The following is a 14,043-nucleotide window of genomic DNA, read 5'->3' as shown; positions in this document are numbered from 1 at the left end:
GCCTCAATTATATATATGGAAACAGATCATGGTATTCTAACGATAAATTCTAATGTAGCAAACAATTTTAAAGTTGTTTTCCTGCCGTTAAATACAGATTTGGAAAGTGTTTTTTGGCATTGTCACAAAAAAAGATAATACCTTCACCCATTTGGGTGAAGGCAGGGTGAATAGTGTCCGTCATTATACTAAGCAGTTCTCCATATTGGGGTTCTGAGTACGACGTAGTTTCTCGGCGGACTTGGGGTGATAAGTTTCTTATCACCCTTTTTTTTGGGTATAGATCAGAACTTATTCAAATAAATAAATAAAAATTATTCTAATTCACCCATATGGGTGAAGGCAGGAAAACTCGCATCCGTCATTATCATAAACAGTTCTCCATATTGGGGTTCTGAGTACGACGTAGTTTCTCGGCGGACTTGGGGTGATAAGTTTTCTTATCACCCTTTTTTTATATATCCTTTCAGCATACGGGAAAGTGTTTCAACTTTTCTGTAAAAAGCCTAAACTGTTGAAACAAAAATTATTAACTGGATGGTTTGTGTTTCGCATGGGCAGGTTTCGTTTCGGTGTTTTTGCTCAATTGATAACGAGTTTTACGCTCGCCGTCCTGTTTACGGTTATTGCAGCCGGTGTCGGCATATTTTCTATTCAAAAAATCAATTCAGGTATCAAGCAAGTTGTTTTGTCCCGCGTTCCTGCCATGACGCAGGCCTATCAGTTGGGACAACAGAGTGAGGCAATCGTTGCAAGCGCGCCCATGCTTGTCCGGGTCAGTTCCCAAGCCCAACGCGAAACAATTTCGTTTCGCATCGCAGATCGTGTGCGCTGGCTTCAGGAAATTATTGAGTCGTTGCGAGACTATCAGGTTGATGATGATGTTCTGGAAGTGATTAACCAGACACGCCAACAGTTGCTGAACAATTTTGGGCGACTTGATCTGTTGATACAAAATAGAATCGATATCAATGTGCGAATAAACCGACGCTATACGGAACTATTGGATATTTTTCAGGCAAAAAAAGATCTGGAAAATGAAACAAACCAAAAATGGTTTACCGTTTTCAGTGATTTACTGGACCAATTGTTACTTATGCAACGCGTCACGGAACCTGTCCGGTTTGAAACATTACGCGAAAATGTGCTGATTGCATTTAAGCGCATGCCCCCTTTAGAACAAGAAATTACGACCCCGCAGGAACGCGAATTGCTGGCGCGGTTGTACGAAGTCGCGATGGGCACGGAAGGATTGATTGAACTGCAAGGCCAACTGGGCGAAGAATTACAGAAAATCTCCGGTATCCTTGCGGTCAATGAACGTTTGTCCAGTCGCTTTGTTTACTCTGTCAATGACCTTATTCGTCGTATGCGCGAAGATATTGAAGAAAATAGCCATGAATTTCAGCTTTTGGTCGATAGCCGAACGGCTTTGTTGACGAATATTGTGTTAGTCGCGGTCGTTGTGTTGGGATTTATTTGTGCGATATTTGTATGGCGTATTCTTACCCGGTTGAACATGTTGAAAGAAAGTATGCGCGTTCATGCTGAAGGCGGGGAGTGCGCGATCGAGATTGACGGCGCAGATGAGATTTCGGACATGGCCGATGCCTTGCGTTATTTGGTGGATGAAATCAAGCAACGCGAAGAGATTATGAAGCTGAGTGAAGCGCGTTTTCGCGATGTGGCCGAAGCAACATCGGACTGGCTTTGGGAAACGGACTCCGATTTGAAATATTCATTAATATCGGATCGTTTTTTCGACATTACCGGTTTTACCCGCAATGATATTTTGGGAACAACCCCTATGGGGTTTGCGGCTTTGGCGCGCAGTGAAGAAGATGATCCCGAAAAATGGCTGCATCATGCCAACGATCTGAAAAACCGACGACGGTTTCGTGATTTTTCTTATTCCATTCGTTGCCCGGATGGGGTTTGGCGTCAGACAAAAGTAAGTGGTAAACCCATCTTTAACAGTGACGGTGTGTTTAAAGGATATCGGGGAACCGGGGCCGATATCACCGCAGAAACACAGGCCCGCAGCCGTTTGATGGCAGCGAATGAAATTATGCCGGGGGCCTTCGCCCTTTGGGACCACGAAAACCGTCTCGTTTTATGTAATCGAAAGTATTATCAGTATTACAAAACGTTAAATGATCGCATTCGCCCCGGTGTCACCTTTGAAGAACTCGCCCTTTTGATGGAGGAACGCCACGGGGTGCGTGACTATGAAGGGTACGGGGAACGCCGCAAACGCTTTCGTAAAAAACCCAGCGGTGTCTTTATGGAAGCCCTGTCCAACGGTCATTACCTTCAGGTCAGCGAAGCACCGACACTGGATGGTGGTACGGTATCATTGGTTATTGATATTACCGAACGCATTAAAACGGAAACCCGTCTGGAGCAGGCCCGACAGGATTCAGAAAATGCCAATAAAGCCAAATCGAAATTTTTGGCGGCCGCCAGCCATGATTTACGCCAGCCTTTACATGCAATCGGTATGTTTTTATCAGCATTGGAAGATCGCCGCAGTAAGATCGACAATGAAAATGCCCGCGCCGACCTTAAAATCATTAATAATATTTCCGACAGTCTGGAAGCGTTACGTGGATTGTTAAACGCGCTTTTGGATATCTCCAAACTGGATGCCGGTGTGATGAAGGCGGAAAAAACATCTGTGATGTTACGCCCTTTAATTGACCGCTTGTTAAAGCAATATAATGGACGGGCACAGGAAAAAGGGCTGGTTCTGAAATCATTTTGTCCCGACCTTGCCGTTCATAGTGACCCGGTTTTACTGGAACGTATCTTATCAAACCTGATGTCCAATGCGGTGCGTTACACCAGAGAAGGCGGTGTCTTGCTGGGGGTGCGCCGCCGTGGTGAGAATGTTGCAATTCAAGTAAGTGATACCGGCGTAGGGATTCCACAAGATAAAATCACGGATATTTTTGTGGAATTTCAACAGCTTGAAAACCCTGCACGGGATCGTCGTCGGGGGTTGGGGCTGGGGTTGGCTATTGTGGACCGGGTTATTTCCTTGTTGGGGCATCGTCTTGAGGTCAAATCGGTTCTTGGCAAAGGAACGACATTTAGTCTGGAAGTCGAACGCGATGAAGTTCAAAGCCATACAGGGGACGAAAAGCCGGTTGAAGTTGCCTTAAGTGGCAATCAGGTGCCGTTGGTTCTGGTCATTGATGATGAACCGGACATTCTGGAGGGAATGGAGCAACTGATTTCCGGTTGGAAGTACGATGTGATTGCGGCGTCTTCGACACAAGAGGCCTTGAGGCGGGTGGAACAATCAGTAAAAAAACCGAATTTGATTTTGGCAGATTATCGTTTGCAGGAAGATTTGACCGGGGCGCAGGCCATTCGTTTAATTCATGAACAATTGGGGCAAGAGATCCCGGCGGCGATTATAACAGGGGATACGGCGCCGGATCGAATTCAGGAGGCAAAATCAAGTGGTTTCATTCTACTGCATAAACCGTTGCGACCTGCTAAACTACGTCAAATCATTCGAACCGTTCATGCCGGAACTTTTCCTGTCCATGACGGGGCGGAACAATGAAAACCCAAAAAAGATAAAGAAATGAACGGGGAATAAGAATGAAGACTACTTTTGTCGTTGCCGATGATCATCCGCTGGTGCTGGAAGGTGTTAAGGGCGTTTTGCGCGAAATTGAACAAGGGGCTGATATCCTGCAAGCGACAAGCTATCCCGATCTGTTGCAGGTTTTATCGCAGGACATCGATTTTTCATTGGTGATTGCAGATTTGAATATGCCCGGTATGGCGGGGCTGGATGGTATTCGTGCCGTGCAAAGCAAACGCCCGGAAGTGCCGATTGTCATTATATCGGCAACGGAAAGCCGCAAAGCCATCAACAAGACCTTACAATGCGGTGTTGCAGGCTATATGTTCAAGTCCTTCAGCCAGTCTGAAATGCGCCATGCCTTAGAACAGGTTTTGCAAGGTGAAACGTTTGTGCCCGAAGCCAACAATGAAATGTTTAGCTCGGATGAGTTTTCAGAAGAACCAACACGTGATTTCGGCGCGGCGGCACTGAACCAACTGCCAATGGGGGTGGTTATTGTGGATCGTTCTGCGCAAGTGGTTTTTATGAATAACAACGCCAGTGACCTGTTTGCCCAAAATGATGGGGTTGATGTCGGGCCAACCGGTATTTTCAGGACGGCAAAAGTTGCAGAAACAAAAAATCTTCATGCCTTGATTGGCGATGCGGCGGTTGATTTGGGGGATGGCGATCAACGTGAAGGCGGTGCCATGACGGTCTCGCGCCCGTCTTATCGACGATCTTTTTCCCTGTTGGTTGTCCCCCTGCCGGATGAAGATGTCAGCCGGGATCATGGCAATGTGGCGGTTTTTATCAATGACCCGGAAAGACATAATGAACCACCGACAAACGTTCTTGCGCGTCTTTATGGTTTAACGGAAGCCGAAGCCCGTTTGCTGCAAGCCCTTATTGTCGGTAAAAAACTGGAAACCTTTGCCGCTGAGGTTGGCGTATCCATGAATACGGTGCGCAGTCATCTGAAACAGGTTTTTCGCAAAACAGGGACCAATCGCCAACCCGAACTGGTCAGTCTGGTGATGAACAGTTCGGCTTATCTGGCATCTAATCCGGTATGGGTTGAAGAAGACGCGTATGATGACTGATCTTGATTTAAAGACTTTTGAAAAACGATTACTGTCCTTAAAGGCAGAGTTGCTATCCTTGGAGGCAGCATCAAAGGAAGGGCGTGCGCCTGTTGAACTGGATCAAACCAAGGTTGGCCGGTTATCACGCATGGATGCGTTACAAGGGCAGGCCATGGCGCTGGAACTTGACCGTAGACGTAAAATCGAAATACAACGCATCGACAGCGCCTTGTCGCGCATTAAAAGTGGGGATTTCGGATATTGCGTTTCCTGTGATGAAGAAATCGCACCCAAGCGCCTTGAACTTGACCCGGCTGTACCGACTTGTATTGCGTGTGCCGAACAAAAAGAAGGATAGGCACGATGGGTGATCAAACATGCTTGGAGTTAGAAACTGCAACTTTGATTGAAGGACTGGATTAAGGATGAGTGGCTTTTCCGCCAGCAGTATTGAAAATGAAGGCAGCGTTCAAATCGGCTTGACGGCTGTTATTGTTGCGGTCACGGACGCCGAACCCCGTATTTTGGTGGTCCGCCGGGTGGATCACGCCTTGGCCTCAACCGAAGAAGGCGCGGCGCGCCAAGGTGAAGCACTCAGTGAAAATACATTGGAAGCATTGCCTTATGGTCCGTTTTATCCGGGACGACACCGGACACTGGATATGGGCTTGCGTTCCTGGGTGGAAGAACAGGCGCAGCTGGATCTTGGATATGTTGAACAGCTTTATACCTTTGGGGACCGGGGGCGTGACCCGCGCGAACGCGAACTCGGCGGGCGTATTCTCTCCATTGGCTATTTAGCCTTGGCACAAGAAGCAAAACCTGCCGGGGCCGGGGAGGCTTTGTGGCAAAACTGGTATCGTTATTTCCCGTGGGAAGATTGGCGTGATGGCAAGCCGGATATTATCACACAGGAACTTGAACCCGGTTTGGAAGAATGGGCGGCAAAGGCGGAAAGCCCCTCTGAAATTCGCGAACGGTTTGCCCGTATTGATGCCTGTTTTGGCTCTGAAGAAGTCCGTTGGAACGAAGACCGCGTTTTGGAACGTTATCAGTTGTTGTACGAAGCGGGTTTGGTGACAGAAGCCGCGCGTGATCAGGACTTAAAAACAGAGCCGAACGACCCCAGTCACGCAATGGTTTTGGATCATCGCCGTATTTTGGCAACCGCAATGGGCCGTTTGCGCGGAAAATTGAAATATCGCCCGGTGGTGTTCGAACTCGTCCCGCCAACCTTTACCTTGTTCGAACTGCAAAAGGCTGTTGAAGCCATTACGGGTAACTTGCTGCATAAGCAGAATTTCCGCCGCATGGTTGAAAAAAGTGGCCTGGTGGAAGGCACCGGAAAATTTGAAAGCCGCACAGGCGGTCGCCCGGCGGAAACCTTCCGATATGTCCGCGACATCCTCGCCGAACGCTTAACCGCAGGCCCCCGCTTACCGGTCGGGCGGCGTTAAATTTATTTTTGGACGATTTCCAGCCATGTAAAACCAAGGCCGAGTTTGCGGGTATCTTCACTTTCCCCAACTTGTTTGGGTGATGTTGCATTGGGGATAGAGAAGGAAAGGCGCAAGTCTTGCGCTGTGTTCAGCAGATTTTGCGGGATTTCTATTTCTTTAATTTGCTTCCCCCGTTTGGTGAAAATCCAACTGGTGATCTTGTGGTTATTAAGGAAGACATCAACGACCTGTCTTTCCAGTTTTGGTGGATAGACATAGCCGTCAACAAGGGTTCGTAAAAACAGTGTTCCTTCTTTTGCTATATCTTTGGCGGGTAATTCAATAACCACCTGTGTATCGTCGGTCCAGCTTCCCCAAAACTCAGCGCCGGAAAAACCTGTTTTGAGAAATGCGTCATTGCGCAAGCCTTTTTCGAAACGCAGCCGGATCAGAGTGTTACTTCGCATAGAGTTATGCGGGTGCAGTTTTTCCAGATAAAGGGCATGATTTTGAGCTTTGTCAGAAAGCCAAGGACCATCTTTTGCCAGAAGGAAGAGCAACAGGCAGGAAAGGATAAAGAGAATACCGCCCAGAATATTACGTTTGCAAAAAAAGGATGATGGAGCCATTTAATCTTCCTCTTTTATCCCGAGTGTGAGCCATTTGCTCCACGTTGTTGTACCCGAGGGGGCAATGCGCAGTCGAACTTGTCTATAAGGGGTTATGAATGTCTTCCAGTAAAGATAACCTATATCACAATATTCGACCTTATGGTCTGTAACCGTGATATTACCATTTGTTGCAAGTGCACCGGTTCCGGCTTCAAATTCCAAGGTATAACGGCTTGCACCAACATCGCTCCATTGCAGGCGAAAACAAGTATCGGCGATATCGTCATATTGAAAGAGTGTATTGTCTTTTGGGGTTAGCCATTGTGGTGACTTAAATTCATTTTGTGTTTGAGGTTGGGTCGAAACATGCGTGAGATTGGCCGTTTTTAACCGTTGTTTAATTGTTTCTAAAAGCTGATTGCGAACATCCCGGTTTATGGTTGCAATGTCGTGCTTTTCGCCGGGGTCTGTTTGTAAATCATAGAGGGTGCTTGACCAATCCCCTTTTGTGTTTTGTTGTGCATGAAGCTTCCATCTGCCATCAAATGCAGCAAAACGATAACGCGAAATGTCATTTAAATCGTTTTCGGCAAAACCTGATTGGGTGGTGAGGCCCAGCCAGATGGTTTTATGTGTTTTCCATCCGTTAAAAGGCGGAAGTTCCAATTGCTTGAAGAGGAAAGGCATTACATCTGTATGTGTCGTCCAATTGCGTGTTTCTCCTTCTAAAAGGGGAGATTGTTTGTTTTGAGGTGTCCAAATCATCAAAGGAAGGCGAATAAGTTCCTCATACAAATGTCCGTTTTTGGTCGTTGAGGCATGACCCACATTTCCACGTTCCCCGTGTTCATCGCCATGATCAGCTGTCAAAATCAAGATTGTATTATCAATAAGACCCGATTTAGTGAAAAAATCCCAGAACTTGGCAAACCATGCATCAAATTCACGAACTGATGCAGCGTGCATTTCAGTAATGATTTTGTTGTCTTGTGCTTCAAACTGAAAAGATTTTGCCGGTATGTTGGGGTAAGAGGCGACAGCTTCAATCTTTTTGAGGCGTTCTGGCGAAGCACTTTTTAAGGCGTTCCGCCAGTCAAATTGCCATTTAGGGTCGCGTTGGCGATAGGGTAAATGTGTATCCAGATAGTGATACCATAACAAGAACGGTGTTTTTTGTTGCGCGTGTTGCGAGAGCCAAGGGGTAAGATCCCTATCCGTTTGAATGTCTAATCCCAGATTTCCGAATGTTCCAACGTTCATAAAAGGTTGCAGGCCTGCAACCTCCCAACCTTTTTCTTTCAGTATATTCAAGGGGCTTGGTTGTTTATAGGCATATGGGGTTTTGCCGGAATTAACATGATGATCAAACGGGGAAAGCCCCGTTAACAAGGATACAATACCTGCCCCTGTCCATGCAGAAGTGCCGCGATGATGTGGGTAAATGGCTGCTGTTTTTGCGGCTTTTAACAGGGTGGGGGCGTTATGACTGGTTAGCAAATCAGCACGCAGGCTCTCAACACTCAGGATCATGACATTCATTTTGTCATTTGTCCGCCATAGCTTATCCGTGCTCATAAAAAGAAAGGAGATGAACGCGAGAAGCAGGCTAGTTAAAGCTAAGCGATAAAGCATGGCCCCCCACAAGATAGAGTCCGATAGACATAGAAGAAAAAACAAATAGATTGAAAATCAGATGTGTGTCGCGTTTGACAAAAACAGGTTTAGGGGAAATAAGTAAGGCCAGAACACTTCCGCAATAAGGCAATATTGCCCACGCCGGAATATAAAGCCCCTTATAACGCCCCAGAATGCTGAGAAAAAGGAGTGTGGCAACGGTGCAATAACTGATGAGTAGATAAAATTGAGGTCGCGCATTCCATGAAAGTTTTTCATCTCGTGCAAGTAAACGGTCACCAAGCCAGCAACCGACAGCGCCTGACCCAATATTGACGATGATATCCATATATCCAAAATAACGCTCAGGGTGAAAACCTTGCAGGATTTCGTCGTGAATGCCTAGAAAGGCAACCATAAGAAAACTACCCAAGCTGAGAGAGCGTGAATTTTGGAAAAAAGGGGTTAAGGCCCAACGACAAAGCAACGCGATAAAAATATATTCAGGAACATGGATTTTTTTCGCCGCAAATTGGGGATCGGGTAGCCAGAAGAGACATGTCAATAAAAGCGATATGAAAAATGTTTGTTTGCAGACCAGTTTTTTTAAATCAAGTTCTATCCATTTTGCCCATATAAGAAAAACTGTTGCCAATAGCAATGTCGTTAAAAAAACAGCGAAATGATCATCCATACGCGCGGATAGGTTCCGCCAAACATCGACACCGTTTTGAAAACTAAGGGTGATGATGATGGGGAGGAGTGGTCTGGTATATATTAAATATGATTTAAGAATGAGCAACTTCCCGTAAGATATCATAAGTTTGTCTGGCCGTTTGATCCCATGAAAAAAAGGCAGATCGTACCAGCCCGGCATTACAACGCATTTGATAGTCTTCTTCCAACAAATCCAGCACTTCGATCAGGCGCTCAGCCCAAATTTTGTCATCTAGCGGCGGTGCATATAAAGCACCTTCTTCACAAACTTCCTGTAAAACGTCGATTTCACTTGCAATAACCGGGGTGCCACAAGCCATTGCCTCAATCGGCGGGATACCAAAACCTTCGTAAAGAGCAGGGTAGGCGAAAACTTTTGCACCAGCATAAAGGGCGGGTAAGTCTGATGAAGGGACATAACCTGTAAATATCAAATTGCCACCGGGACAAAGTTTTTCATAAAAATCATTTTGACTTTCCTTTCCCCACCCACTTCCACCAGCTAAAACCAACGGCATGTGCGCTTGAACGTTTTTGGGCAGTCGATTATAAGCACGTAATAAAGTTTCCAAGTTCTTGCGCGGTTCTAACGTGCATACAGAAAGAAAATAGGATTTATATTTTAAGCCGTACTTGTGTAAGAGGTTGGTATTCTCTTCTTGGATCTGCAGTTGAAACTGCTTTCCGGCCCCACAGTACGTTACTTCGATTTTGGTCGGGGGGGTACCAAATATATCTATGATCTCTCGTTTGGAAAATTCAGAAACGGTAAGGATTTTTTGTGCACGTTCAATGGCATTGGGAAGCCCATCCATCCATTTCAAACGAGATTTGGGGTGAAATTCAGGATATCTGATATGAGATAGGTCATGCACCGTTATGATCATCGGGTCCATTTGACCGGGGGGGACGAAGCAGGGTTCCCAAAATACATCGGCTTTGATATTTTTTGCACCAGCTTCAAAGCGATTTTTTTTAAATGCGTTCCATAAATTACGTGCACCGGGGATGGTTTTTGCTTTTTCTTTTAAAGTGCTTTTCAAGCTATTTGATCCACCTCCACCGTCATGTGCAAAGTGAACGTCGCCTTGTTGCCAGTTTGTCCCGATGAAATGGGAGATCTCAAGCTTGGCTTCAAAGGTAGTCAACCTGTTTAGAATTTCACGTGTATAAATACCAATGCCAGTATGTGGGGTAATGAGGACGCTACTGTCAATGACGAGGTGCATTCTTTTATCTTAGCTCTTGAAATATGGGAGGTGAAAATTTCAAATCGGATCTTACCGCAATAGATGCAAGAAGGGCTAGAATAACTTTATAAAAAGAATTTTGGAGCTTAATGTCAAAAAACTTTAATGAATATCTTGAACATATTCAAATGGATAGCTTCTTTAGAGTTGCAAACGAGCAGAAAAATCTTGACCCTTTGGGGAAGCAGTCCTACCTTATGCTCAAATGGAGGTTAAGGATTCAGCCTCCGAAAATTTTTAAAAGATATATGCTCAATTTGAGCATAAGGAGTCTTGAAGATGACAGCCGTAGCCCAACGGGTAAATGACGATTTTGAATATAGCGCCGATGTTGCCGCGCGTATGGCACCTGTTTATGAGCGTGTGAAAGACCATATCACAGCCGAAGAATGGCCGGTTATCGCCCCGTATGTGGATGAAATTCTACGCCTGAAAAAAGAGCGCAACGCTGTTATTTTGGCACACAATTATCAAACTCGCGATATTTTCCATTGTGTGTCCGATATTGTAGGCGACTCTCTGGCCTTGGCGGTTAAGGCAAAAGAAGTAGATGCCGATGTGATGGTCGTCTGTGGCGTGCATTTCATGGCGGAAACAGCCAAACTGTTGAACCCGTCTAAAAAGGTTTTAATCCCGGACCCGGAAGCGGGTTGTTCGCTGGCAGAATCCATTACGGGTGCGGATGTGCGTAAACTGAAAGCGGATAACCCGGGGGTTCCGGTTTGTACCTATGTGAATACCTCTGCCGAAGTGAAGGCGGAAGTCGATATCTGTTGTACCTCAGCCAATGCCAAAAAGATTGTTGAATCGTTGGGCAGTGACAAGGTTTTGTTGATCCCGGATGAATTTCTGGCGCAAAACGTTGCCAAAACAACGGATGTTGAAATCCTGACATGGGCCGGGCGTTGTGAAGTTCACGAACTTTATAAAAAAGAAGATATCGAGCAGATCAAAAAAGATCATCCTGAATGTGTCGTTCTGGCCCACCCAGAATGCCCGCCGGATGTTTTGGATGCAGCAGATTTTTCAGGTTCCACCACAGGGATGGCGGATTTTGTCAAAGAGAAAAAGCCCGAGCTGGTCGCCCTGATTACAGAATGTTCCATGAGTGATAACATCCGCGCGGACTGTCCAGATAGTGAATTTATCATGTCCTGTTCCATGTGCCCGCATATGAAAAAGATCACCTTGCAGAAGATTGTCGATTGTTTGCGTGATTTATCCAACGAAGTCCATGTGGATGAAGCAATGGCAGAACCCGCCCGTGCGTCGATTGAGGCCATGATCGCGGCGAGCTAACGGAAAAAGCAATGCGATGAAAAGTGTAAAAACAGATGTGCTGATCATTGGGGCCGGTGCGGCCGGTCTGGTCAGTGCGCTTGAACTGGAAGGTCTGGACGTAACCGTCTTGGCCAAAGCACCGGTTGGTGAAGGGTCTAGCAGTTCGTGGGCACAAGGCGGTATTGCTGCGGCTGTGGGTGAAGATGATCATCCCAAGGCACATCTGAAGGATACACTGGATGTCGGGGTTGCTCTATCCTGTGATAAGGCAGCACACGTTATCACCCATGAAGGACCACAATTGATTGAGGCCCTGATTGCATGGGGGGTCAATTTTGACCGGGATGCAGAAGGTAAGCTGAGCTTGGGTCGCGAAGCTGCGCACTCTTTTCGTCGTATTTTACATGCGCAAGGGGACAGCACGGGTAAAGAAATTATGCGTGCCCTTGGGCAAGCTGTGTCGCATACGCAGAATATCCACGTCATGCAAGATTTTACCGCCCATGATTTGATTGTCGAAAATGCCTGCGTTAAAGGGGCGTTTGCCAAAGGTAAAGATGGTTCTGATCTGGCGATTATCGCCAAGGCAACCGTTTTGGCAACTGGCGGGATCGGCAGTTTGTTTGCTTATACGACCAATCCGGCAGAATCAGGCGGGGAAGGTATCGCGATGGCGGCGCGTGCCGGGGCACGATTGGCGGATTTGGAATTTGTGCAATTTCACCCCACGGCTATTGATGTTGGCGTAACGCCCATGCCCTTGGCAACCGAAGCCTTGCGCGGTGAAGGGGCACATTTGATTGATGCCCGTGGCGTACGTTTTATGCCATCGGTTCACCCTGATGCGGAACTGGCCCCACGTGATGTGGTTGCCCGGGCCATTTGGCGCCGTGTGAAAGCGGGGGAGAAAGTCTTTCTTGATGCCCGTGACGCGGTTGGGGATGAATTTCCAACACGGTTCCCCACCGTTTGGGGATATTGTCAGGATGCCGGGTTAGACCCGCGTGTTCAACCGATCCCGATTACACCGGCGGCCCATTACCATATGGGCGGGGTGGACGTGACACTGGACGGGCAAACCAGCATTAAAGGATTGTGGGCTGTGGGTGAAGTTGCCTGCACAGGTGTGCATGGGGCCAACCGATTGGCGAGCAATTCCTTGTTGGAAGCTGTGGTGTTTGGGCGCCGTGCGGCACAGGATATTCTGGAAAATCTGGACAATGAACCATTGGCTAACCTGCCCGCACTCGGCCTGACCGGCGGGATTGATCTTGGGGCGCAATTGGCAAACCTAATGTATGCGGCCTGTGGTGTGGAACGTAATGAAGCCAGCTTGTTTGACGCGCTCAGTCAAATTGTGGAATGGGAACAAAAATCTGAACTTTATAGCCGGGAATTTTGTAACCGTTTGATCAGTGCCAAGATGATTTTGGTTTGTGCGCTGGAACGTTGCGAGAGCCGGGGCGGGCATTTCAGAAGTGACTATCCGGAAACAGACGAGAAACAGGCAACACGCAGTAAAACAACCTTGCGTGAAGTCGATGCATTTATAAGGGGCCTCAATATCGGGGCTGATATTCAAGGGACTGTAAACACATGTCAGACGCCGGCGTAAAAGTAGAACCGCTTTCTCCCATTTTGATCGAACCTGCGGTGCGCAATGCACTGGCGGAGGATTTGGGCCGTGGGGGTGACCTGACAACCGATATCGTCATTGATGATGATGCGTGGGTGAAGGCTTCTATCAACGCGCGTCAGGTCGGTGCGTTATCCGGCATCGATATCGCGGAAATGACGTTTGCCTTGTTGGACCCGCGTGTGGATATGGAAGTCTATATTGCCGATGGCGGTCGTGTGGCCCCCGGCGATACGGTTGCCCTGTTGGAAGGCCCCGCTCGCGCGATCCTGACGGGTGAGCGGGTTGCGTTAAACTATATGGGGCACCTATCCGGTATTGCATCTGAAACACGTAAAATCGTGGATGCCGTTGCAGGAACCAAGGCGCGCATCACCTGTACACGCAAAACAACGCCGGGCTTGCGGGCTTTTGAAAAATATGCCGTGCGTTGTGGTGGGGGCTTTAATCACCGTTTCGGTCTGGATGATGGCTTGATGATCAAGGACAATCATATTGCGGCCTGTGGCGGCATTACACAAGCGATTGAACGGGCAAAAAGTAAAGTCGGTCATATGGTGAAAATTGAACTGGAAGTCGACAACCTTAATCAGCTTGAAGAAGGGTTGAAGGCGGGTGCCGATGTTATTTTGCTGGATAATATGGGACCGGACCTGTTGAAAGAAGCGGTCAAGATGATTGATGGTCGCGCGGTGGCTGAGGCATCTGGTGGGGTGACATTGGAAACAGCACCCGCCATTGCCGCCAGTGGCGTGGATGTGATTTCAGTCGGTTGGTTGACCCATAGTGCACCTTGTTTGGATTTAGGACTTGATTTTTAGTTGAATAAT

12 protein-coding genes are annotated in these 14,043 nt (G+C 47.3%); 8 read left to right on the top strand and 4 right to left on the bottom strand.

Annotation, left to right across the window (positions count from 1 at the left end):
- Positions 1-553: 553 nt before the first annotated feature.
- The 4 genes from IEW74_RS04915 (at position 554) to IEW74_RS04900 (ending at position 6,122) form a co-directional block, all read left to right on the top strand.
- Positions 554-3,574, top strand: a complete 3,021-nt coding sequence (locus tag IEW74_RS04915) for an ATP-binding protein (RefSeq protein ID WP_188662241.1) — start codon at positions 554-556, stop codon at positions 3,572-3,574.
- Positions 3,575-3,612: 38 nt separating this feature from the next.
- Positions 3,613-4,683, top strand: a complete 1,071-nt coding sequence (locus IEW74_RS04910) for a response regulator transcription factor (RefSeq protein WP_188662239.1) — start codon at positions 3,613-3,615, stop codon at positions 4,681-4,683.
- Complete coding sequence (locus tag IEW74_RS04905) at positions 4,673-5,023, top strand: TraR/DksA family transcriptional regulator (RefSeq protein WP_229734240.1); 351 nt, start codon at positions 4,673-4,675, stop codon at positions 5,021-5,023. The genes IEW74_RS04910 and IEW74_RS04905 overlap by 11 nt, the downstream gene beginning before the upstream one ends.
- A gap of 67 nt (positions 5,024-5,090) precedes the next feature.
- The gene (locus IEW74_RS04900) at positions 5,091-6,122 is read left to right on the top strand and encodes an NUDIX hydrolase (RefSeq protein ID WP_188662237.1); all 1,032 of its coding nucleotides are present in this window, start codon (positions 5,091-5,093) and stop codon (positions 6,120-6,122) included.
- 2 nt (positions 6,123-6,124) lie between these two features.
- Here the strand turns inward: IEW74_RS04900 and IEW74_RS04895 are convergent, their stop codons facing one another.
- The 3 genes from IEW74_RS04895 to IEW74_RS04885 form a co-directional block, all read right to left on the bottom strand.
- Positions 6,125-6,733, bottom strand: a complete 609-nt coding sequence (locus IEW74_RS04895) for a hypothetical protein (protein WP_188662236.1) — start codon at positions 6,731-6,733, stop codon at positions 6,125-6,127.
- Entirely contained in the window at positions 6,734-8,254 is a 1,521-nt protein-coding gene (locus tag IEW74_RS04890) for a sulfatase-like hydrolase/transferase (protein WP_188662233.1), read from the bottom strand.
- Between the two features lie 67 nt (positions 8,255-8,321).
- Positions 8,322-8,816 (bottom strand): VanZ family protein, encoded by a 495-nt coding sequence (locus tag IEW74_RS04885; protein WP_229734248.1) that lies wholly within the window; start codon positions 8,814-8,816, stop codon positions 8,322-8,324.
- On the opposite strand from IEW74_RS04885, the gene IEW74_RS17310 reads away from it, so the two are divergent.
- Positions 8,728-9,015, top strand: coding sequence for a hypothetical protein (locus IEW74_RS17310; protein ID WP_229734249.1), 288 nt, complete (start codon positions 8,728-8,730; stop codon positions 9,013-9,015). The genes IEW74_RS04885 and IEW74_RS17310 overlap by 89 nt on opposite strands.
- 102 nt (positions 9,016-9,117) lie before the next feature.
- Here IEW74_RS17310 and IEW74_RS04880 read toward each other — a convergent pair whose 3' ends face one another.
- Complete coding sequence (locus IEW74_RS04880) at positions 9,118-10,275, bottom strand: glycosyltransferase family 4 protein (protein WP_188662229.1); 1,158 nt, start codon at positions 10,273-10,275, stop codon at positions 9,118-9,120.
- A 300-nt stretch (positions 10,276-10,575) separates the two neighbouring features.
- On the opposite strand from IEW74_RS04880, the gene nadA reads away from it, so the two are divergent.
- Genes nadA through nadC form a run of 3 tightly spaced genes read left to right on the top strand, consistent with a single transcriptional unit; the run spans position 10,576 to position 14,034 of the window.
- A complete protein-coding gene (gene nadA / locus IEW74_RS04875; RefSeq protein WP_188662227.1) occupies positions 10,576-11,595 on the top strand; it encodes a quinolinate synthase NadA in 1,020 nt (339 codons plus the stop codon).
- A gap of 16 nt (positions 11,596-11,611) precedes the next feature.
- Positions 11,612-13,192, top strand: coding sequence for an L-aspartate oxidase (locus IEW74_RS04870; protein ID WP_188662225.1), 1,581 nt, complete (start codon positions 11,612-11,614; stop codon positions 13,190-13,192).
- The gene (gene nadC / locus IEW74_RS04865; protein WP_188662223.1) at positions 13,174-14,034 is read left to right on the top strand and encodes a carboxylating nicotinate-nucleotide diphosphorylase; all 861 of its coding nucleotides are present in this window, start codon (positions 13,174-13,176) and stop codon (positions 14,032-14,034) included. The genes IEW74_RS04870 and nadC overlap by 19 nt, the downstream gene beginning before the upstream one ends.
- Positions 14,035-14,043 lie beyond the last annotated feature (9 nt).

The organism is Terasakiella brassicae (assembly GCF_014641495.1).
Taxonomy (GTDB): Bacteria; Pseudomonadota; Alphaproteobacteria; order Rhodospirillales; family Terasakiellaceae; genus Terasakiella; species Terasakiella brassicae.
Note: the sequence above shows the minus strand (reverse complement) of the source record. Positions and strands in the feature narration are given on the sequence as shown.